17 protein-coding genes are annotated in these 20,945 nt (G+C 56.0%); 8 read left to right on the forward strand and 9 right to left on the reverse strand.

Annotation, left to right across the window (positions count from 1 at the left end; all coding sequences use genetic code 11):
• Nucleotides 1-24 precede the first annotated feature (24 nt).
• A complete protein-coding gene (locus AC2FIB_RS07370; RefSeq protein ID WP_496723163.1) occupies nucleotides 25-1,005 on the forward strand; it encodes an HlyD family secretion protein in 981 nt (326 codons plus the stop codon).
• The gene (locus AC2FIB_RS07375; RefSeq protein ID WP_058274603.1) at nucleotides 1,002-2,525 is read left to right on the forward strand and encodes a DHA2 family efflux MFS transporter permease subunit; all 1,524 of its coding nucleotides are present in this window, start codon (nucleotides 1,002-1,004) and stop codon (nucleotides 2,523-2,525) included. The genes AC2FIB_RS07370 and AC2FIB_RS07375 overlap by 4 nt, the downstream gene beginning before the upstream one ends.
• On the opposite strand, the gene AC2FIB_RS07380 is transcribed toward AC2FIB_RS07375, so the two are convergent.
• The gene (locus tag AC2FIB_RS07380) at nucleotides 2,522-2,884 is read right to left on the reverse strand and encodes a fluoride efflux transporter FluC (RefSeq protein ID WP_496736043.1); all 363 of its coding nucleotides are present in this window, start codon (nucleotides 2,882-2,884) and stop codon (nucleotides 2,522-2,524) included. The genes AC2FIB_RS07375 and AC2FIB_RS07380 overlap by 4 nt on opposite strands.
• Nucleotides 2,881-3,288 carry a fluoride efflux transporter FluC gene (locus AC2FIB_RS07385; RefSeq protein ID WP_496736042.1) on the reverse strand — a complete coding sequence of 136 codons (408 nt, stop codon included), beginning with the start codon at nucleotides 3,286-3,288 and terminating at the stop codon, nucleotides 2,881-2,883. Before AC2FIB_RS07385 ends, AC2FIB_RS07380 begins: the two co-directional genes overlap by 4 nt.
• Nucleotides 3,289-3,504: 216 nt before the next feature.
• Here AC2FIB_RS07385 and AC2FIB_RS07390 point away from each other — a divergent pair, with 216 nt between their 5' ends.
• The 3 genes from AC2FIB_RS07390 to AC2FIB_RS07400 all read left to right on the forward strand — a co-directional run bounded on the left by AC2FIB_RS07390 (nucleotide 3,505) and on the right by AC2FIB_RS07400 (nucleotide 7,611).
• Nucleotides 3,505-5,085 (forward strand): FMN-binding glutamate synthase family protein, encoded by a 1,581-nt coding sequence (locus AC2FIB_RS07390; protein WP_496736040.1) that lies wholly within the window; start codon nucleotides 3,505-3,507, stop codon nucleotides 5,083-5,085.
• A 61-nt stretch (nucleotides 5,086-5,146) separates the two neighbouring features.
• Nucleotides 5,147-5,686 (forward strand): RNA polymerase sigma factor, encoded by a 540-nt coding sequence (locus AC2FIB_RS07395; protein ID WP_496736039.1) that lies wholly within the window; start codon nucleotides 5,147-5,149, stop codon nucleotides 5,684-5,686.
• Nucleotides 5,683-7,611, forward strand: coding sequence for a vWA domain-containing protein (locus AC2FIB_RS07400; RefSeq protein WP_496736038.1), 1,929 nt, complete (start codon nucleotides 5,683-5,685; stop codon nucleotides 7,609-7,611). The genes AC2FIB_RS07395 and AC2FIB_RS07400 overlap by 4 nt, the downstream gene beginning before the upstream one ends.
• A 43-nt stretch (nucleotides 7,612-7,654) precedes the next feature.
• Here the strand turns inward: AC2FIB_RS07400 and AC2FIB_RS07405 are convergent, their stop codons facing one another.
• From AC2FIB_RS07405 to AC2FIB_RS07420, 4 genes are read right to left on the reverse strand one after another with little or no spacing between them, the layout of a single operon-like run.
• Nucleotides 7,655-8,305 (reverse strand): ABC-type transport auxiliary lipoprotein family protein, encoded by a 651-nt coding sequence (locus AC2FIB_RS07405; RefSeq protein ID WP_496736037.1) that lies wholly within the window; start codon nucleotides 8,303-8,305, stop codon nucleotides 7,655-7,657.
• Complete coding sequence (locus AC2FIB_RS07410) at nucleotides 8,302-9,618, reverse strand: MlaD family protein (protein WP_496736036.1); 1,317 nt, start codon at nucleotides 9,616-9,618, stop codon at nucleotides 8,302-8,304. The genes AC2FIB_RS07405 and AC2FIB_RS07410 overlap by 4 nt, the downstream gene beginning before the upstream one ends.
• Before the next feature lie 5 nt (nucleotides 9,619-9,623).
• A complete protein-coding gene (locus tag AC2FIB_RS07415; RefSeq protein WP_472725066.1) occupies nucleotides 9,624-10,439 on the reverse strand; it encodes an ABC transporter ATP-binding protein in 816 nt (271 codons plus the stop codon).
• Between the two features lies 1 nt (nucleotide 10,440).
• A complete protein-coding gene (locus AC2FIB_RS07420; protein ID WP_496736034.1) occupies nucleotides 10,441-11,565 on the reverse strand; it encodes an MlaE family lipid ABC transporter permease subunit in 1,125 nt (374 codons plus the stop codon).
• A gap of 296 nt (nucleotides 11,566-11,861) precedes the next feature.
• On the opposite strand from AC2FIB_RS07420, the gene AC2FIB_RS07425 reads away from it, so the two are divergent.
• The 3 genes from AC2FIB_RS07425 (at nucleotide 11,862) to AC2FIB_RS07435 (ending at nucleotide 16,088) form a co-directional block, all read left to right on the forward strand.
• Nucleotides 11,862-13,394, forward strand: coding sequence for a sulfatase-like hydrolase/transferase (locus tag AC2FIB_RS07425; protein WP_496736032.1), 1,533 nt, complete (start codon nucleotides 11,862-11,864; stop codon nucleotides 13,392-13,394).
• Between the two features lie 94 nt (nucleotides 13,395-13,488).
• The gene (locus AC2FIB_RS07430; protein ID WP_496736030.1) at nucleotides 13,489-15,390 is read left to right on the forward strand and encodes a PAS-domain containing protein; all 1,902 of its coding nucleotides are present in this window, start codon (nucleotides 13,489-13,491) and stop codon (nucleotides 15,388-15,390) included.
• Nucleotides 15,390-16,088, forward strand: coding sequence for a response regulator transcription factor (locus AC2FIB_RS07435; protein ID WP_058274613.1), 699 nt, complete (start codon nucleotides 15,390-15,392; stop codon nucleotides 16,086-16,088). The genes AC2FIB_RS07430 and AC2FIB_RS07435 overlap by 1 nt, the downstream gene beginning before the upstream one ends.
• Nucleotides 16,089-16,159: 71 nt before the next feature.
• On the opposite strand, the gene AC2FIB_RS07440 is transcribed toward AC2FIB_RS07435, so the two are convergent.
• The 3 genes from AC2FIB_RS07440 to AC2FIB_RS07450 are packed head-to-tail and all read right to left on the reverse strand — an operon-like array spanning nucleotide 16,160 to nucleotide 20,944.
• A complete protein-coding gene (locus AC2FIB_RS07440; RefSeq protein WP_496736029.1) occupies nucleotides 16,160-17,470 on the reverse strand; it encodes an HlyD family type I secretion periplasmic adaptor subunit in 1,311 nt (436 codons plus the stop codon).
• Entirely contained in the window at nucleotides 17,454-19,601 is a 2,148-nt protein-coding gene (locus AC2FIB_RS07445) for a type I secretion system permease/ATPase (protein ID WP_496736027.1), read from the reverse strand. The genes AC2FIB_RS07440 and AC2FIB_RS07445 overlap by 17 nt, the downstream gene beginning before the upstream one ends.
• Nucleotides 19,589-20,944: a TolC family protein gene (locus tag AC2FIB_RS07450; RefSeq protein ID WP_496736025.1), complete on the reverse strand. Its 1,356-nt coding sequence runs from the start codon at nucleotides 20,942-20,944 to the stop codon at nucleotides 19,589-19,591. The genes AC2FIB_RS07445 and AC2FIB_RS07450 overlap by 13 nt, the downstream gene beginning before the upstream one ends.
• Between the last annotated feature and the right edge of the window lies 1 nt (nucleotide 20,945).

Below are 20,945 nucleotides of genomic sequence, written 5' to 3' on the forward strand. Positions count from 1 at the left end.
AAGCCAAATGAAGGGGGCTGGTTCATGAAATCTCTTAAGGTCGTTGGCGCGGTGGTCATCTTGGGCGCAATTGCCGTCGGGCTGCTGTTGTACTGGCGCCATCAGGAACGATACCCTTCGACCGATGACGCCTATGTGGGGGCGAACATCATATACGTGGCACCACAAGTCACCGGTCAGGTTGCCGAAGTGCTTGTGATTGAGAACCAGCCGGTCAAAACCGGGGACTTGCTGTTCACAATCGACGATACGCAATTCAAAGCTTCGGTCGATCAGGCCAAGGCCAACCTCGACAGCGCGGTGCAGCAGGCGCAGTCTTACGGTACGCAGATCGCGGCTGCACAAGCAGTGGTCGACAGCACGCAGTCGGCCTACAATACGGCTCAGAGCAATCTGGAACGTGCTAAGGCGCTGTTTTCAGATGGTGATCTGGCGCAGGCGTCACTGGATCAGACCAGTTCGGAATTTGCGCGCGCCGCGGCGCAACTTACCACAAGCCAATCCGCCCTGTTGGCCTTACAAAGTGGTTTGGCGGCCAAACAGGACGATATACTGTCATCGCAAGCCCAAGTGGAAATTGCTCAGGCCAATCAAAATTGGACCAAGATCTTTGCATCGGCAGATGGGTGGATCGCCAACTTGACTCTCAGGCCCGGATCGTCGGTTTCAGCTAACGCGCCGCAGTTTTCGATCGTCGAGTCGTCTGATTGGTGGGTGGATGCCAATTTCAAAGAGACATCACTGCCGCGCATTCGTCCGGGTCAGCAGGTCACGGTAAAGATCGACATGATGCCGGGCGTCACCCTGACGGGCAAAGTTGCGTCAATCGGACGGGGGTCGGGGGATACGTTTTCGCTTCTGCCGTCCGAAAATGCCAGCGGCAATTGGGTCAAGGTGACGAGGCGCTTTCCGGTGCGGGTTGAACTTGATCCCACGGATGCCCCATTGCGCGTGGGCGGCAGTAGCAAGGTGACCGTGGATACCACACCGCAGGCCCAAAAATGACATCCCCGGCAGCAGGCCACATCAATCCGGTGATTGTGGTTGCTGTTGTCCTCAGCGCTATTCTTGAGGTGCTCGACAGCACTATCGTCAATGTCGCGCTGCCTCATATTCAGGCCGCTTTCGGCGCGACAACCGATCAAGCCACATGGATACTGACAAGCTATATCGTATCGGCCGTTGTGGTCATGCCGCTGACGGGCTTTGTCGCCCGCCGTGTTGGCCGTCGACGCCTGATCCTGACTGCTGTGACCGGGTTTGCGACGATGTCGGTCATGTGTGGCCTGTCCTGGAGCCTTGAGACCATTGTTGCCTTTCGCCTGGCGCAAGGCATGTTCGGGGCGTTTCTGATCCCGTTGTCCCAATCCATTCTATTCGACGCCTATCCCCGTGAAAAACGTGGGCAGGCGATGGCGGTCTTCGGTTTGGGAGTCGTCGTAGCACCGGTGTTGGGCCCCACAGTAGGGGCGATCCTGACCGAGTATTTCTCTTGGCGGATGGTATTTTTCGTGAACCTGCCGGTAGCCGCGATGGCGTTGCTTTTGTTGGCCGGAGAGTTGCCGGATGACGAAACCGAAGAGGTTCGCATCGATTGGAAAGGCCTTGCTCTTCTGGCCATTGGCATAGGCTGCCTGCAATTTGTTCTGGATCAGGGAGAGACCAAGGACTGGTTGTCATCACGGGTCATTCAGGTTGCCCTCATCGCGTCGGTTTTGGGCGCGGTTGGGTTTATCATCCATGTGCTGACCACGGAAAAGCCGGTTGTCGATTTGCGGTTTTTCGCGGATCGCAATTTTGCGCTGTGCAATCTGGTTATCGCCGGATTTGCCATTTCCCTGTTCGGAGGTATCGCGATCCTGCCGACTTTCGTTCAGAACTTGCTGGACTATCCAGTCATCACATCCGGACATCTGTTTATACCGCGAGGCGTCGCCGCCGGGCTGTCGATGGTGCTGACCGGCGCTGTTCTGGTTACGCGTTTCGATCCGCGTGTTCTGGCCGGGCTGGGTATGCTTTTGACGGCTGTCAGCAATTTCATGATGGGGGCGCTCAACATGGATGCTGGATTTTGGGAGCTTGCCTGGCCAGGGGCGGTAAGCGGTCTGGGAATGGGGCTGGTGTTTGTGCCGATGTCGATATTGGCGTTTGAAAGCATCTCCAAGTCGCGGCAGGACGAGGCATCCGGCCTGTTCAATGTGACCCGTCAGCTTGGATCATCAGTCGGAATTTCCTTGGTCGGAACTTGGGTCGTTCGGGGCCTTCAAACAAACACTGCAGTTCTCAGCCAAAACGTGACGCCTTATAACCCCGCCGCCCAAGCCTATCTTGCGCCACTGAACCTGACACCGGACAGTGCGCAGGGGGCGGCCATTCTGGGGCAGGAGATCGCGCAGCAGGCTGAACTGATTTCATATCTAACCGTCTTCAACAATCTGGGGCTTTTGGCTTTGGCGACCATTCCGCTGCTGTTCTTTTGCAAAGCACCTAAACCTGGAACGCAGGCGTCAGTGCCTGCACATTAACGCATCAGGAACAAGCCAAATGCCAGCGCCGCCCAGCAAAGACCCAGGCTGAGCAATATATTGGCCGCCGCCAGCGCGACGGTCCGTTCGCGTCTGAGTTCCAGCGACTGATAGGCAAAACTGGAAAACGTCGTGAAGCCGCCGCAAAAGCCAAAGACCAAGCGTTTTTGTTCTTCGCCCATCTCTATTGGTCCGCCGAGATAGCCGATCCACAAACCCAGCAGCAGGCTACCCAGAACGTTTACAATCAGGGTCGAAAACGGCAGGTCATGAACAATCCGCAGTGCGATCCAGTGGCGAAAAACGGCCCCTAAACCGCCGCCCAATCCGAACATGGCGTGCAGGAACAATTCGTTCATTCAGTCGCCCTCGGTGGATGAAAGCGCCTTCCGATTGCCTCACCCAGAATGGCTGCGGCCAGTCCCACCGCGATTTCAAACGCGGCGGCCGAAGCCGCAACCCAGATGTTAGACAAGGCCAACCGCTCCAATTCGGAAACAAAAGAGGAAAAGGTCGACAGGCCACCACAAAAGCCGACAGCACCAAGATGCAGAACATGGGCATGGACGCGGTTTCGCACCGAATACAGCCATCCCAGTATGAAGCAGGCCACTATATTGATGCCAAAGGTCTGAGTCAGAAATCCGGCATGCGGCATGCTCACCGAGAACAACTCGCGCAGCAGCGACCCAACTGCGCCACCAATGAACACGGCTCCGAACATCAATGCCGTGGTCCGAACATGCGTTCGTTTTTGTGTCACAGCCTGCTGTCCTGCCTCTATCCCGTTTCTTCGGGCATAATAGCTGATGTTGCCCGGATCAACCGTGACCAATGTCCGGACTACATTTCACATCTTCGCCCGTTTGCGTGAAGGCGGGCACAATCGCTTGCAATCTAACAGCGATTTGCCCCACGTTTGGCAAACACCTCGCCTGCTGCAGCAGGCTGGCAAGCACGCGACCCTGGGAGAGCACGAATGATTGTACGCAGACTCTATTACTTCATTGCATATGTGTGTCTGCCGCTGACCCTGTTGTGGGGTTTTTTCTGGCCGCCCGCCCATTGGTTGCTGGTGGTGCTTATTCCATATGCCGTGATCGGCCTCTATGACATGCTGACGACCAAACACAACGTGCTGAACAACTATCCGGTCCTGGGGCATTTCCGGTACATGCTGGAATTCGTCAGCCCGGAAATCCGGCAGTACTTTGTGGAAACCAACGAAAGCGGTCGCCCTTTTAATAGGATCGTACGATCGCTTGTCTACTCGCGGGCCAAAGGACAGGTGGATACGCAGGCGTTTGGTACGCAATACGACGTCCTGTCAGTCGGATATCATCGTGCTAACCACTCGCTTGCGCCCAAGCATGTGGATGAAAGCGAAGAACGGATCATGCTGGGTGGGCCGCAATGCACGCAGCCATACAGCGCGTCGCGGCTGAACGTCTCCGCCATGAGCTTTGGGGCACTCAGCGCCAATGCGATCCGGGCTTTGAATGGCGGCGCCAAGGACGGAGGATTTGCGCACAACACCGGGGAAGGCGGCCTGTCCCCGCATCATCTGGCCGAGGGTGGCGACATCATTTGGCAGATCGGAACAGGCTATTTCGGCTGCCGCACGCCCGAGGGTGGTTTTGACAAGGACCTGTTTGCCGAGAAGGCCAAAAAGGACGTTGTCAAAGCGATTGAAATCAAGCTGTCTCAGGGGGCCAAACCCTCGCATGGCGGCGTATTGCCTGCGGCAAAAGTGGATCAGGAGATCGCAGAAATCCGCGGCGTACCCGAACATCAGGACGTAATATCTCCGCCCGTTCACTCGGCCTTCGAAGGTCCGACAGGGCTGATCCATTTTGTGCAACATCTCCGGGAAATGTCTGGCGGCAAGCCGATCGGATTTAAGCTTTGTATTGGTAGACCGTCCGAGTTTATGGCGATTTGCAAGGCGATGCTGGAAACAGGAATCCTGCCGGATTTCATCACAATTGACGGTGCCGAAGGCGGTACCGGTGCTGCCCCGGTCGAATTCACCAACCGGTTGGGCATGCCGCTGAACGAGGCGCTGATTTTCGTAAACAACTGCCTGCGTGGCGTCGGTTTGCGCGACAAAGTCCGGATCATCTGTTCGGGTAAGGTGGCCACCGGCTACGATATGGTCGAAAAATTCGCGCTGGGGGCAGATATGTGCAACGCGGCGCGCGCGATGATGTTTGCCGTAGGATGCATTCAGGCGCTGCATTGCAATACGAACCGCTGCCCGTCCGGCGTGGCCACTCAGGACCCGATACGGGGCAGGGCGGTCAATGTTCCGCAAAAACGCCAGCGCGTACACCGCTTTCACGATGCGACATTGGAAAGCTTCCGCGAACTTTTGGGCGCTATGGGCAAAGACAAGGTGTCGGACCTTCACCCGGTAGATATCCGCCGTCGTACGGCAGACGAGCGGGAACGGTCTTATGCCGAACTCTATACCCTTATTGACGAAGGCGTTTTGTTGACCGACACAATTCCGCCCGACTACGCGGCCGATTGGAAACTCGCCTCGGCGGACCACTTTTAATTTTTTTGGCGACATCGCCAAGGATTGACGTTTTCGATCCGTCATACTCAGTGTGATGCGTATGAAAACATCGGATGAGGACTTGGCCAGGGCCGCTGCGGACGGGGACGCTGATGCGTTTGCGACCCTGTTGCAGCGCCACTATGACCGGATCTTTCGTCTGGCTTTTCGCCTGACCGGACGGGCTGATCAGGCCGAGGATCTGGCACAGGATATCTGTGCGGCGTTGCCCACCAAAATCGCGGGTTTTCGGGCGCAGGCCAAGTTCACAACCTGGCTTTATCGCGTTGTCGTCAACGCGGCCGAGGACGCCCGGCGTCGCCAAGCAAGTCACAGTCGCGCTGCCGCAGGGTGGGGTGATGTGGAGCAATTGCGACGGGCAGAAGCGACCGAGACGGCCCAAGCAATGGATTGGTTGCAGCGCGCCATGCGGTCTCTGCCACTCGATTTGCAAGATACTCTGGCCCTGACATTAGAGGATGAAATGACACACGCCGAAGCTGCTGCAGTTCTGGGTGTGTCCGAAGGCACCGTGTCCTGGCGCATGTCCGACATTCGCAAACGTCTGCGCGCCCTACGACAAGAGGAATTGGCACAATGACCGATGATCTTGATGACTTCAAAGCCTTGATGGATGCTGCGACGCCGGCACCAGATGCCGAACGGCGGGCGCAAAACTTAAAACGGGCTCAGAAAAATTTTGCACACAGCCAAGGATCGCATGCTGCGATGCGTCCGACTGTTAAGCGAGGCCCAATGGCCCGCATGACAGAAGGAGCGAAATCCATGTTGAATGCTTTGTCCCATCGCGGCGCCCTAACCGCGACAACCGCAATTGCCGCTGTTGCGCTGATTATGTTCGTGCCGCAATCCCGCGACATCGTTGTGCAGCCACTATCGCGCAGCGAAAGCCCTGCGCCCGCACCCGAAGCAGATTCTGCCGCATTGGAAGAACCCGTCGTTGAGGCCCCGGTCGTTGTTGAAGAGTATGCCGCGCCCGTGCGATCCAAAGCGGCCGCCCCTCAGCAAGGCGTTTCGGGCTTGGTTGCTGAAAACACTGCGCGACTTGGCGTCACTTCGGGCGATGCCACTCATATGATGGTTGAACCAGAGGTGGGAATTCTGCCCCTCTCGGATACCGAGGCGTTTTCAAACGCTGAAGCCAATCCTCTGAAAGTCACCAGTGAAGAGCCTGTTTCCACCTTTTCAATTGACGTTGATACGGCCTCATATTCGATCGTCCGGTCCTCTCTTATGCGCGGCCAGCTTCCACCCAAGGATGCCGTCCGTGTCGAAGAGATGGTAAATTATTTTCCTTACTCGTACCCCGCACCGGAAGGGGACGCGCCGTTCCGGCCGACGATCACAGTAACACCGACGCCTTGGAATGAGGGTACTCAGCTTGTGCATGTCGGTATCCAAGGGGCATTGCCGCAGATTGAGGACCGACCACCGCTGAATCTGATCTTTCTGATCGATACGTCGGGATCGATGCATGATGCCAACAAACTACCACTGTTAAAACAATCGTTCCGTTTGATGCTGTCAGAGTTGCGAGACGAGGACGAGGTCTCGATCGTGACCTATGCCGGAAGCGCGGGGCAAGTTCTGGAACCCACCGCGGCCGTGGAACGTGACAAAATCCTCGGCGCGCTCGACCAGTTGGAGGCAGGCGGTTCGACCGCAGGTCAGGCTGGGTTGCAACAGGCATATCAGGTAGCCGAAAGCATGAGCGCCGACGACGAGGTCACGCGCGTCATCCTGGCAACGGATGGCGACTTTAATGTTGGCTTGTCTGATCCTGATGCGCTGAAAGACTTCATAGCAAATAAGCGAGACAGCGGTACGTTTCTGAGTGTTTTGGGTTTTGGCCGGGGTAATCTGGATGATGCCACGATGCAGGCACTTGCCCAGAACGGAAACGGACAGGCCGCGTATATCGATACGCTGAGCGAGGCGCAAAAAGTCCTGGGCGACCAGTTGACCGGCGCATTGTTCCCAATCGCAAACGACGTCAAAATCCAGGTTGAGTTCAACCCGTCACAAATCGCCGAATATCGCCTTATCGGATACGAGACCCGCGCGTTGCGTCGGGAAGATTTCACCAATGACAAAGTTGACGCCGGTGATATTGGGGCAGGTCACTCGGTCACGGCGATTTACGAGGTCACGCCTGTTGGTTCAGACGCCATCCTGAACGACCCGTTGCGCTATGGTGCCCAATCGGTGCGCGATGGTTCGGATGAGATCGGGTTTTTCAAGCTGCGTTACAAAATGTCGGGATCTGACCAAAGTCAGTTGATCGAACAGCCCATTGCGGCGCTGCAGGGCGAGGCTACAGACGATGTCCGCTTTTCCTATGCCATCGCCGGATTCGGGCAGTTATTGCGCGGTGCAGAGTATCTGGGGAACTGGTCCTACGACGATGCGATCGGATTGGCAAACGCTGCGCGTGGCGAAGATCCCTTTGGGTACAGGGCCGAAGCTGCCACGCTCATGCGGCTTGCGCAAACGTTGTCAAGGTAACAGCGGGCAATGGGGCGCTGCGTTGGGCAGCGCCCGTGTCCTGTCAATACGATCTTTGGTTGTTGGCCGCATGTGTATTGATCCGGCGCACGCTCCACTCTACGGCGTCGCGCATGGTCCTGCCCAAAGCCTCGTCAAAGGCTTTCACAAGGTCAGGCGTCGCATCGCTGGCAGAGGCAACAACTTCCCGAAATGAACTGGACGCGATGATCTTGTCTTCGAATTCATCAATGATCTTAATGTTCATGCGCACTTCGACGCGAATGGTTTTTGTCCCCTCAACATCGCTGACGACGAACCCCTGAAATTCGCGCAGGTCCGGAACGATGACATAATCTGCGCGCAGACCCACGGTTGAGCGACCAACAGCGGCCACCTTGCCGCTGTTTTCATAGCTTTCGACCAACAGCGCCTGTACGATAAGCGGTGCACGGTCGACCCATCTGGCGCGCGGTAGATATTGCACCTGCAATGGGGTTGGCTGAACAGCGATCTGATCGGTATTGACCGCGGCCGTAGCCGTCGGTTCCTGTACAACGATTTGTTTTTGCACACGCGGTAACGAAGACGAAAAGGTGCTTTTGGGCGTCAAGAGATACAGGTCGTTTGGCTTGGAGGCCTGCCTCAGCGTACCCAACCCGGTGCATGCGCCCAGCGACACCAACGCCAGAACCAAAAGAAACAGCCTGATCATTGGCGAAACTCCGAAGCTTGGGTTCCCAGTAAGAACCTTGCTGGGTCACGTTCGACTTTGTCTACCAGCCGATCCAGGCTGATCACCAGTCGTTGCGACTCTTCTATGAAACGTGTGAATTGGGGCAGGCCGACGCGGAGGAAGTCGGACAATTGCCGCCGATTGTCCTGGACGATGCCGTCGATGGTCCCCAGTAACTCGGATGCCGATCGCGATGCATTGAGGATATCTGCCGAAATCTCGTCCAGCTTGCTTGTGACATTAGACACCGTCGAGGCGACCTGATTGGCCGCATTGCGGATATCGTCCATGACTGCGCCGACGTCTTTGTTGATGACCTCATTGGCCGAGTCAAAAGCGCGTTCCGCAGAAGCCAATGTGGTGTTTGCTGTATCCATCGCTGCCGTGATCGACCCCAGTGTTTTGTTTGCATTCACAAAGGTCTCGGTCGCGGTCGCCAAGGCAACGCTGCCTTCGTCGGACAGGCCGGTCAGGCGTTCTGCCAATGTTGAGGCCCGATCGATAAATGGTTTCACGTCGTCCTGTATTATGCGATCGACGGTTTCGATTGTAGTCTTGGCGCTGTTCAGTGTTTCTGTCGCGGACTCGGATGCAGTTTTTACGCTTTTGAGTGTGTCTGTCCCTGTCGTCAGCGTGGTTTCGGCTGTGTCGGCCAATTTATCAAGCCGCGTTGTAAAGTTGCCGAGTTGCTTGGCAGCGCCGCCAAGGTCGGTGGACAAGCTTTCGAAATCTGTCAGCGTTTTGTCCAGCCTGCCGGACGCAGAAGCCAGGTTGTCCAAAATTTTGCTGACGGATTGGCGATTCTTGTCGTCAACGACCGAATTCAGACTCTCAAGCAGGGTAACCGCCTCATCCAGAACTTTCGGGGCACCTTCGAACAAGGATTGAATCGCGCTGCGCTTGCTTTTGATTACGCTGTTTTCCGGCAAGGGTTTGTCGCCGCTTTTGCCGCCCGTCAGCTCAACATAACTGACGCCAGTAACACCCAGAGATTGTAGCTGCGCGATGGTATCTTCGGTGACAGGTATGTCGGCATCTACTTCAAGCTTAACGCGCACCTTTGAAGGATCGTCCTCGTCCAGGTTCAACGAAATCACCTGACCAACGGGCAAGCCGTTGAAGCTTACGCCGCCCGCAGAGGAGAGGCCCGATACGTTTTCGAACAGAACGTCGTAATATGCGTATTGGCGCGACACCTCGAATTTCGCGAGCCATAGGAAAAACCCGAAGGCACCAAGGATGCCCGCGATTGTGAACGCGCCAATCAGGATATAGTTTGCCCGGGTTTCCATAGCCTTTACCTGTCCTGCCCCTTCTCTTGCGCCGCGCGGGCCCGGGGGCCGGTGAAATACTCTTGAACCCAAGGATGGTCGACTTTGGTCATTTCTTCAATCGGACCTTCAACCAGAACCCGTTTTTCTGCGAGCACTGCGACCCTATCGCAAATGGCATAAAGACTATCGAGGTCATGTGTGACCATAAAGACGGTCAAGCCTAAAGCATGCTGCAATTCACCGATCAACTCGTCATACGCAGCCGCGCCGATTGGGTCGAGACCGGCGGTTGGCTCGTCCAGAAATACGATCTCGGGGTCCAAAGCCAAGGCGCGGGCAAGGGCGGCGCGTTTGCGCATCCCGCCGGACAATTCGGAAGGCAATTTCCCGCAACTCAGTTGCGGCAAACCGACAAGGCTGATCTTCAGGTTACCAAGCGCGCACATCAGGTTTTCGCTCAACCCCGTATGTTCGCGCAGTGGGGCCATCACGTTCTGCAAAACCGTCAGCGACGAAAACAGCGCCCCGTCCTGAAAGGCAACACCCCAGCGGCGCTCGATCCGGCGGCGTTCCTGCTCTGGGCCGTTCAATACGTCGACACCCAGCACTTCGATGCTGCCCGCCGCGGGTCTGTTCAAGCCCACAATCGTGCGCAGCAGAACCGATTTGCCAGTTCCTGATCCGCCGACAATGCCCAAAACTTCACCACGCCACACATCCAGATTTAGGTTCTGATGTACAACTTGCGGACCGAACTGGTTTGTAAGATTGCGAACGCGGATAACCGCTTCGCGTTGAGCGTCGGATTTAGAAGTTTGTTCCAGCGTCGTACCGTCCAACTCAGACCTCCATCACCGAAAAGAAGATCGAGAACAAAGCATCCAAAGCGATCACCAGAAAGATGGATTGCACAACCGAAGCCGTGGTTCGTTGCCCGACGGATTGGGCAGACCCCTTGACCTGCATGGCCTGCCAACAAGCAATTACGCCGATGACCAAAGCAAAGAAGGGGGCCTTGATCATGCCAATGGCGAATTGCCAAATACCGGTGTTCTCTTTCAGGCGTGTGACGAACATGCCCGGGCTAACACCCAGGTCAATCCAACTCATCAATCCGCCGCCGATAAGGGCGGCAAGGTCGGCGATGAAACCAAGGATCGGCAGCATGATCAACAGGGCAACAACACGCGGGATCACCAACACCTCGATTGGGTCCAAACCCAACGTGCGCATTGCGTCGATCTCTTCCTGAACCTTCATCGAGCCAATCGAGGCGGTAAAAGCCGATCCTGAACGCCCCGCAACGATTATCGCTGTCAGCAAAATGCCGAGCTCACGCAAAACTGAGATCGAAATCAATTCGACCACGAAAATCTCGGCGCCGAACTGCTTTAGCTGGGTTGCGCCCTGAAAGGCCAGTACGACGCCGATCAGGAACCCCATAAGGGCAACGATCGGGATGGCCTTGAGGCCGGTCTCTTCCATTTGCGAGACCAAGGCCGCTTTGCGCAGACGGCGCGGCATTAGAATTGTACGGACAAGGCGATGCAGCGTCAGACCCAGGAAGCCCAGCAGGGATAGCATGTCTTTTCCGGCCTGGGCGGTGCGTTTCCCGACACTTGCGACCCAGTCGGTAAAACTGCGCTTTTCAGTTGCCACACCGGGGTCGTCGGGAATGTTTTCCGCCACGGTCTCTAAAAGAGCGGAATGGGCGGGCTTTAACCCTTCATAATGTACGATCGCGCCACTTGCCTTTGCGCGCCGTGCAACATCGGCAATCAGCCATGCGCCACCGGTATCCAGTGCTCCGACCTTCGAAAGATCGACAGTTAGTTCGTTACTGTCTGCTCGAAACCCTTCAAACGCCTTTTCGACCATGTCCAGGGATTGAGTCACCAGATCACCCGAAACCCGCAGGTAAACGCCGTTGGCGTCACGGTCCGACTGTATCACTGGCTGCGTCATGAGCGTATGTGATGGCAAAGGACATTGACCTGCAACGGATTTTTGCGAACTGTGTTGTATTTATTGGCGCTCAATAGCGTCTAAGTGACATCTCCAGACACGAAGGTCGTGGTTGTGGTTGGTTTTGCGCTCAACTGGGCCGACCGGCGCAAGATCATTTCAAATAAATCTGTTGCTTCTGTTGCATGGGCGCGCCGGGCGAAAATCCGATGGGTCGTGACTCAGGTGTTGCGGGGTTCTGCGAACCAAGACAGAGTTCGCTATGGCGCCACTGACGTGGAATCAGGGAGAGCGAAATGCGGCACGCTAAGAATGTTTTGTTCATCATCATAGATCAGTTGCGCGCCGACTGTCTGAACGGCGCTTTAGCGGCCCATGTCGATCTGCCAAACCTGCGTGCATTCATGGACGAGGCGGTGACGTTTGACCGGCATTTTTCGGTGACCAACCCCTGTGGTCCATCGCGTGTGTCAATCCTCACCGGGCAATATGCGATGAACCACCGGTCGGTTCGCAATGGAACCCCGTTGCGGCATGATACCCCGAACATCGCGACCGAAATGCGCAAAGCCGGTTATCTGCCCATGCTGTTTGGATACACGGATACATCTGCCGACCCTCGGGTACATGACCATAACGATCCGATCCTGAAATCCTATGAACACCCAATGGCTGGGTTTCATGAGGTTCTCGAAATGCGGCTGGAGGAATCCTATCCTTGGCGCGGACATCTGATGCAAAAGGGCTATGCGTTCGAGGATTACTGGGATGTTCACAAGCCGGTCGCGCCGGATGGGGGTGAACCCCGGTTGAATGACCCGGCGATGTACCGGGCTGAAGACAGTGATACAGCCTTTCTGACGGACGTGTTCTTGAACAGTATGGCGCCTTATGTTGGCCAAGACTGGTTTGCCCATCTGACCTATATTCGACCACACCCGCCATTGGTCGCCCCGGCACCCTACAACGATATGTATGACCCAGCGACCCTGCCTCGGCCCGCAGGGTTCTCTGATCCGATGGATGAACGGGCGATGCATCCGTTTATTGGCCCGACAATTGACAATACGTCCGCCGGTGACTTTGTTTTGGGCTTTGAAGGGGTTGAGCCGACGCTTGAAAACATCCAAACGCTGCGCGCGGTTTATCTGGGTCTCGCAACCGAGGTTGACCATCACATCGGGCGTGTCGTCCAATTCCTGAAGGATAGTGGCCAATACGACAACACGATGGTTGTCATTACTGCGGACCACGGAGAGATGCTGGGCGACCGACACAGCTGGGGCAAGATGGCGGTCTTTGACGCCGCCTATAAAACGCCATTGATGATTAGGGACCCCAACAATCAATCGCATGCCGGGTCGGTGATCTCGGTACCGACGGAATCTATCGACATTACGCCGACTATTTTGGATTGGATCGGCCAGCCGATCCCAAATTCCATGGACGGTCGATCGTTGCTGCCGCTGATGCAAGGGCAAATCCCTGACGATTGGCGCAGCAATTCCTTCAGCGAGTTGGATTTTGCCGAACCAGAGCAACCTACGATCTGGCAGCAGGTTTTGGGGACGGGCAACAGCGACTCGTGCCTTGGCATCCTGAGGGATGATCGTTTCACTCTGGTCGAATTCGCCGCAGACCTTCCGCCCATGCTGTTTGATCAGCAGGATGGTGGAGAATTGCGAAACAAAGCAGATGATCCCGAATGTATGTCGGTCTTGATGCGCCTATCCAGACAAATGTTGCGCCATCGGATGCAAAATATGGATCATACGCTGTCCCTGGATTCCATTACGGCGGATGGTCCCAAGACCAAATCCAGGTATTGAACGCAAAATATGTGCGACCCGTTTTTCCAACCTGTCGCGCTGTTGCCCTCTACACCTGCAATAGATCCGGTGTTACGCATGTGTCGCGGGGAGGATGGATTTGGAAATAACCGAGCAACAGATAAAATCCATGACGACGGCTGGTCTGAACCTGATCGGCCAGGCCCTGTCGATCTATGACAGCCAGCTTCGGCTGGTTGTCAGCAATCGACCGTTTCAGACGATGTTCGATTTGCCGGACCATCTTGTCCAGCCTGGTGCGTTGTTCAGTGACACAATTCGACACCTCGCATCCAGTGGCGAATACGGCGATGTCGATGATGTCGAAGCGGCTGTCGATCTGCGTGTCAATCAAGCTCTGACCTTCGAATCTCACTATATTGAACGTGTTCGGGCCAATGGCCAGGTCATATCGGTCGAAGGGGCCCCTCTGCCCAAAGGCGGATGGGTGGCGGTCTACACAGACATCACCAATACCAAACAGGCTGAGGCCCTGTTGCGTGCCCGCTCCGAGGAGCTTTCTGGTCAGTTGCTCGACCGGGCTGAAGAACTGTCAGCAACGAACAGAAAACTGGCGGCAACAAATTCGGCGCTGGAAGAAGCCAAGCGTCAATTAACCGAGATCGAAGCGCGCACCCGTATGACGACCGAGATGATGCCGGCCCATATTGCACATCTGGATGCTGACGGCCGTTACGATTACTCCAACCGGCGGCTAAACTCGGTCATGCCAGGTCGCCCGTCCGAGATTTTGGGTATGCATATTTCTCAGGCGTTGGGATCTGCCGCTTTTACACGCGTCCAGACGCATCTGAAAAAGGCCTATGCCGGGGAAACCTCTGTTTTTGAATTTACCGAAGATCAGGATTCCAGGCGCATTCGCGTATCCTTCACACCTGATGGCGAAGGTGGTGTTTACATCATGTCCGTCGACATCACCGAGGAAACGCAGGCGCGTGTCGCGCTGCAACAAACCCGTCGCCGCGCGATGGCCGCACAGATGACAAGTGGGTTGGCACATGACTTCTCGAACCTGTTGACTATTATCCTGGGCATGCAGTCCCGATTGGAAAAGATGGATTTGCCGGAAGACGCCCGTGAGTTGATCGACGCGACCAAGCAGACAGCGCGCAGGGGCGGACAATTGCTGAACCGGATCGCCGACATGACGGGCAACAGGACACCTCAACCCAAAGCGACGGACATGCGCGGGTTGCTCGAGGATTTGCGGATTCTGGCCTCTCCATCCTTACCGCGCGGGGTTGGCTTGTCGGTGGTCAATGCGTTGCCGGACAATGCCCTTATGCTGGATCCTGGGATGGTTCAGGACGCCTTGCTGAACCTGGTTTTGAATGCGCGCGATGCTTGTGGTGAAACTGGTCAGATTACAATCAGCGCCCACACAATCGGTGAGATCTGGACGGAAATAGCAGTGTCAGACACGGGCCCCGGGTTTTCGAAAGATGCGTTGGATAAGGCGCTGAACCCATTTTTCACAACCAAAGGCGACAAAGGGTCGGGCCTTGGTCTGCCGATGGTCTACGACACCGTCAAGCTGGCCGGGGGCGACCTGAGTCTGCGCAACACCCCGTCAGGTGCGTCGGTCATTTTGCGATTGCCTTACCGTGCGGCGCCGCCTGTACAGGAGGGGTTGGTTCTGTTGGTCGAAGACAGCAACGATCTGCGCAGTCAATTCCGCGATATGTTGGTCGACATCGGGTTTGCAGTGATTGAGGCGACGTCTTGTGACGAAGCCATCGCCCTGGCAAAAGATGTCAAAGACATTGCTTTGGTGCTGTCCGATATTCGCCTTGAAGGGCAGGAGACGGGTTTGGATCTTTTGGCAAAACTGGAGCCCGCCTTGCCCCGTATCCTTATGACATCCTTGCCTTATTCCGATCCGTTGTATCGCGAGGCGCTGAAACGTGCGCCGGTGTTGCGGAAACCCTTTACCCGGGCACAACTGTCCGCCCTGATCCGTGACGAGGCTGCCTGATGACCCAACCGCTGGTGACCATCGTCGATGATGAGCCCGAGATCCGGCGCATTCTGACCGACGCGCTTGAAGAAGCAGGCTTTCGCACCCAGAGTTTTGCGCGCGCGCGGGAATTCGAAGCGTCGCTCAAACGGGTCACGCCCGACGTATGTCTGGTTGACTTGTCATTGCCGGATACGGACGGGTTGGCACTGGTCCATCGGTTGGCGCTGGAGCAGGGGGCTTCGGTCATTATCATATCCGGTCGTGCTCAGGTTCAGGATCGTGTCACCGGTTTGGAGCTGGGGGCGGATGACTATATTACCAAGCCATTCGACCCTGCCGAAGTTGTGGCGCGCATTCGGGCGCGGTTGCGGTCCCCCAAGGCGCAGACCACACAGTCTGACGTGGCGCGTTTCAACGGTTGGACAGCTTATTTTGATCGCTACATCCTAGAAGACGGATCCGGCGCCGAGACCCCGTTCAGTCATGCAGAGGGAGAAGTTCTGAGGCTGTTTCTGGAAAGTCCCAAGCGATTGATCAGCCGCACTCAGATGCAGGATGCCCTGGGTGGCGCTGCCGGCGACAGTTTCGATCGTGCGATGGATGTCAGAATTTCCAGGTTGCGGACCAAACTGGGCGAAGACCCCAAAAACCCTCGCCTGATCAAGACTATCTATGGTGCCGGATATATATTTTTGGGTGATGTTGAATGGTAAGCAATGGTCTAAACGACGTCCTGCCGCGTTAATACTTGGGGCACCAGTTTGTCGTTTGACGCTGCGCTGTATTATTCGCGCAGAGCGCGATCCTTGATCTTGATTACGGGTTTCAAAAGGTAGTCCATAACTGTTTTCTTGCCTGATAAGATATCCACTTCGGCAATCATCCCGGGTATGATCTCGACGGCAACGCCGCTTGCGTCCAGAATAGCGTGACGTGTCTGGATTTCGATGACGAATACCTCTTCATCATTACGTTCCGGCCTTGTCACCGTGTTCGCGCCTATACGGGTGATCTCACCATCCAGCGCGCCGTAACGCGCAAAGTCATAGGCCGTAATTTTTACCTTAACAGGCTGGCCTGCGTGCAAAAACGCGATATTTTCGGGGCGAACATAGGCCTCGACCAGAAGCCTATCGTCTAGTGGAACAATCTCGATCAGCTCTTCGCCGCTGCGTGCCAAACCGCCAATCGTTGTCCGGTGAACGCGATTTACGATTCCTCGTACCGGTGATCTGATCTGAGCGCGATCCGCGCGGTCTTGCAAGGCGGGCAAGGACGGCCGAAGTGCTGCGAGTTCGGCTGTTGAGACGGCAAGGTCGGTTAGAGCTGCGCTCCGGAACCTGCTATGCGCGGCTTGAATACGATCATCGATTTCTTCCAATCCGGTTTTCAACCTTTTGGTCACTGCAACTGCACGGACCTTGCGACCCTCCCATTCGGCGGAACTGCGGCGCAGCGACAAAAGCGTTGTCGCAGGCTCCATCCGTTTTTCCACCAAGGGGGTCATGATGGCGCGTTCTTCAGCCAGGATCCCAAGCGTCTCTTCGGCTGTTACCTGGTCTACCAATCCTTCCTCATACTCGCGGTGGCGCTGCTCACGCTGTCGCTCCAGAATGGCAACTTCAGCAGCCAGTTCCGCCTGACGACCCTGATACAAAGCAGTTTCGGATCTGACGACTTCTGGCGCGCCTTCGATCAGCTTTCCTGAGAAGGTAAGCTGGGTGCCGTCAATCTCTGCCTGCAATCGTTGGGCACGAGCCATCAATCCAAATGCACGCTGTTGTTCCTGGCTCAACTGACTGTCGATTTGCGTTGTGTCGAACTCCATCAACAGTGTTCCCTTGTTGACAACCAACCCTTCCGCGACGTGCAAGGATTGCAATACTCCGGGTTCTGTCGCCTCGATTAGTTGAACGTCTGCCGACGGCACAATCCGCCCGTCCACGCGGGTCACGTCGTCCAGTTCCGTCATATAGGCCCAAAGCCCGGTGGAGACGAGACAGGCAAGGATAACAAGCAACAGGAGAGACCCCCCCAACGGAGATTTTCCCCGCATTTCTCTTGCCATCATGGCAAGGTCAGGATGCCGCGACATTCAGATGCCTCCCTGTTGAGCGCGCGCGCTGGGTCAGCATGCTTTTTGGACCGTCTGCGCCGACCCGGCCACGTTCGATAACAATGACCCTGTCGACCAGATCAAGCAGGCTGCTCCGATGTGTGACGATAACCATTGTGGCGTCAATGGTTTCTTGCTTCAGACGCTTGATAACTTCGGCTTCGGTCTTCACGTCCATTGCACTGGTGGGTTCATCCAAAAGCAACACTGGTGGGCGTCCAATCAACGCGCGGGCAAGCGCGATGGCTTGACGCTGGCCGCCCGATATTCCTTCGCCACGTTCTGCCAGTTGTTGGTCATAGCCGTTGGGGCAATGCGCGATAAAATCTTCAACCCCGGCCACCTGGCCGGCTCTGATCAAATCTTGATCCCTGGCCCCGATCGCGCCGCTGGCAATGTTTTCGCGAATTGAGCCGGAAAAAAGCCAAACGTCCTGCAAAACTGAACCGACATTGCGACGTAAGTCGCCAGGGTCAATCTGACGGATATCGACCCCATCCAGCATTACCGAACCGGTCCTCGGCTCAAATAGACCGAGCATCAGACGCGCGATGGTGCTTTTGCCAGATCCGATCGCGCCCAGAATGGCAACTTTTTCACCCGGCTCTATGTCGAATGAGACACCAGAAAGGGCATCATCTGCCTGTTCAGGATAGGCAAAATGCACATCTTTAAAAGAGATGCGGCCTTCAACATGTGGTCGACTGATCCAGTTGCGCCCTTCGGGCCGCTCATTTTCCGCCTGCATCAAAGCGTTCAGATTTCGATACGCGCTGCGCGCCTGGTTCACACGTGTGAGTGTTTGGGCAAGCTGCCCCAATGGCGCCAGCGCGCGTCCAGTCAGCATTACAGACGCGATTAACGCACCCATACTTGCCTGCCCTTCAGTGATCAGGAACACGCCGAAGAAAACAATCAGGACTTGCGCCGCCTGTTGCGTGAATCCTGTCAGGTGCAATGCGAATTGGGTAACTGTCCGGCTGCGGATCCCATGCGAGGACTGCCGCTCGATAGCATCTTCCCATCGCGCCCGCATTTGTTTTGCCGCTGCGGTTGTTTTGATGGTTTCAAGACCAGATACCGTCTCGACCAGTACGGATTGTTTTGACTGACCGTCCGCAAAACTTTTTTCGGCCAAACGCGATAACATTGGTTGCACTACCAGGCCCGCAATCAAAACAATCGGAACGGCAAGGGCAGGTATCAGCGCCAGAGGTCCACCAACGAGGTGAATGACCAGTATAAAAAGGGCGATGAAGGGCAGGTCCACGAGGGCGACCAGAGTTGCTGATGTAAAAAACTCGCGCAGAGTTTCAAATTCGCGGATCGTGCTGGCCATAGCACCGGTCGATCCGATCCGCGATTTCATTTTGATGTTCAAAACCTGGTCAAAAACGCGCCGCCCCATAAACATGTCGGCCTTTTGCCCGGCCCGATCAATAAAGCCAGCGCGCAAGAGTTTGAGGGCGAAATCGAAGGAAAGGGCAAGACCAACCCCTGCGGTCAGTGCGAAAAGGGATTCCGTCGCCTCATTCGGAAGAACTCTGTCATAGACGACCATGATGAAAACGGATGTGGAAAGACCTAGGAAATTAGCTACCGCCGCGGCAAGCACCACTTGCGCATAGGACCAGCGGTTTGCCAACATGGCTGACCAAAACCAATGCCCGGATGCGGTCTTGTTTCGACCAGGTGTTTCCTCGTTGTGGCTGCGCCGAAACAAAAGTGCGTAACCGGTGTAGCGATTTCCTATAACTTTTTCTTCAACCTCTCCGACGCCCTCACCCATCTCGGGGTCGAAAATTAGAAGAAGGCCGCTCTTAGTACGCCCGTGAAACACAACTGCTTTGTCGTTCTCCAACAGAAAAATTGCTGGGACCAGTGTGTCATCGAAATCCGCAATTCTGCGCGACCCAAATCCCGCCTGCAACCCGGCATGGCGGGCAGCCTCAATTGCATCTCGCTGGGTCAAATGACCTGTTGTGCCGGATTGCGCCGCGTGAAGTGCCCCGACCGTAAGTGAGCGATCAAGATGCGCGGCGACGTGCAGCAGGCAGGTTTCTAACGGAGAAAGCTCTTGTTTAGGTGTCAAAGGTCTCAACGCGGCCATGAATCTTCACCTGTGTTTGCAATTGAAATACCGAGGTAATCCAGAATGTCCCCGGTCAGGCTGAGGGCGGCGTAGTTTGTGAGGAAGAAGCTTTGTTCCGCCAAAATCAGCCTTTGCTGCGCGTTCACATAGTCTCGCTGGGCATCCAATATCTCGACCAAGCTGCGTCGGCCGATGGTGAATTGAGCCCGCGCAGCTTCCACGCTTTCGGCGTTAGCCTGGGCAGCTAAACGAGCCGCCTGCAGGCGAACCGCTCCCGCGTCCTGATCTGACCGGATGAACTCTAACTCGCGGCGGATTTCTCGAATTAACGTCTCACGGGCGAATTCGGCCTCTTTTACCTGAGCTTGGGCTGCAGCTATGGCGGCCTTACGTTGACCGGTGCTGTCCAGTTCATAGTTAACGGACAGGTCGACACCGAAATTAGCATCATTGCTGTCATCGCGATCAGCAAAAGCCGCGATCTCTACACCTGGCTGCCGCCGCGCAATGGCTGCGGTCTGCTCGGCCTTTGCGGCGATCAAAGCGGCATTCGCACGTCGTATTTGTGGGCTGTCCAAAACGATTTGCGAATCCGTTCTGGCCAATTTGGGCGCAGCGACTGGAGCGGTAAGTGCCCCCGGTGGGCGTCCGAAGACTTCCTGGTATTGTGCCTCGGCCCTGTCTGTCCGGGCTTCTGCATCGGCAAGCTGCGTTCGCGCGTCTGCCATACGCGAGCGTGCGGTCAAAACGTCGGCATTTGAGCCCACGCCCTGCGTGCTGCGTTCCGTGATCTGGCGCACGATCTCGGCGTGCACCTCAACGTTCTGGGATGAGATTTCCAGGATCTTGCGCCGATCAAGGACCACAACATACGCTTCGATCGCGGCGAGGGCCAACGCCGCTGCGGTTTGCAGCTGACCGCCCCGGTTTTCGAGGACGCGAGCCTGAGCCGCAGCCAGTTCGCCCGACGCAGCGCCCCCGTCATAGACGAGTTGCGAAACGCGCAGATACGGGGTGAAGTCTGCAATATCGGAATTCACACGCTGTGATCGCGCATTGATTCCCATTGATACGCGAGGAAGGAAAGCACCCTTGGCCGCATTTTCATTGGCACCAGCGACTTCCAGCCGTGTCGCGCCTTGCGCGAGGTTTGGGTTCGTTTCGACAGCGGCCCGCACCTTTTGACCAAATTCGCTTTGCGTCAGACGTGGAAGGGGCCGCTGCGCGCCAGCCCCAACAGAACCTGCTGACAGTGAAACCTCTACGCCCGTAAGGTCAGGCGGAGGTGCGCAAGCCGCCATTAAAGGAATACACAGACAGGCAAGATACTTTAGGCCAGAGTTGCAGCAGATCAGAGGCATA

Source organism: Ruegeria sp. YTSA072, assembly GCF_059610285.1.

Coding starts and splice junctions, on each gene's coding strand:
- AC2FIB_RS07370 (WP_496723163.1), top strand. CDS start 25: ATGAAATCTCTTAAGGTCGTTGGCGCGGTGGTCATCTTGGGCGCAATT.
- AC2FIB_RS07375 (WP_058274603.1), top strand. CDS start 1,002: ATGACATCCCCGGCAGCAGGCCACATCAATCCGGTGATTGTGGTTGCT.
- AC2FIB_RS07380 (WP_496736043.1), bottom strand. CDS start 2,884: ATGAACGAATTGTTCCTGCACGCCATGTTCGGATTGGGCGGCGGTTTA.
- AC2FIB_RS07390 (WP_496736040.1), top strand. CDS start 3,505: ATGATTGTACGCAGACTCTATTACTTCATTGCATATGTGTGTCTGCCG.
- AC2FIB_RS07395 (WP_496736039.1), top strand. CDS start 5,147: ATGAAAACATCGGATGAGGACTTGGCCAGGGCCGCTGCGGACGGGGAC.
- AC2FIB_RS07400 (WP_496736038.1), top strand. CDS start 5,683: ATGACCGATGATCTTGATGACTTCAAAGCCTTGATGGATGCTGCGACG.
- AC2FIB_RS07405 (WP_496736037.1), bottom strand. CDS start 8,305: ATGATCAGGCTGTTTCTTTTGGTTCTGGCGTTGGTGTCGCTGGGCGCA.
- AC2FIB_RS07410 (WP_496736036.1), bottom strand. CDS start 9,618: ATGGAAACCCGGGCAAACTATATCCTGATTGGCGCGTTCACAATCGCG.
- AC2FIB_RS07420 (WP_496736034.1), bottom strand. CDS start 11,565: ATGACGCAGCCAGTGATACAGTCGGACCGTGACGCCAACGGCGTTTAC.
- AC2FIB_RS07425 (WP_496736032.1), top strand. CDS start 11,862: ATGCGGCACGCTAAGAATGTTTTGTTCATCATCATAGATCAGTTGCGC.
- AC2FIB_RS07430 (WP_496736030.1), top strand. CDS start 13,489: ATGGATTTGGAAATAACCGAGCAACAGATAAAATCCATGACGACGGCT.
- AC2FIB_RS07435 (WP_058274613.1), top strand. CDS start 15,390: ATGACCCAACCGCTGGTGACCATCGTCGATGATGAGCCCGAGATCCGG.
- AC2FIB_RS07440 (WP_496736029.1), bottom strand. CDS start 17,470: ATGTCGCGGCATCCTGACCTTGCCATGATGGCAAGAGAAATGCGGGGA.
- AC2FIB_RS07445 (WP_496736027.1), bottom strand. CDS start 19,601: ATGGCCGCGTTGAGACCTTTGACACCTAAACAAGAGCTTTCTCCGTTA.
- AC2FIB_RS07450 (WP_496736025.1), bottom strand. CDS start 20,944: ATGCCTCTGATCTGCTGCAACTCTGGCCTAAAGTATCTTGCCTGTCTG.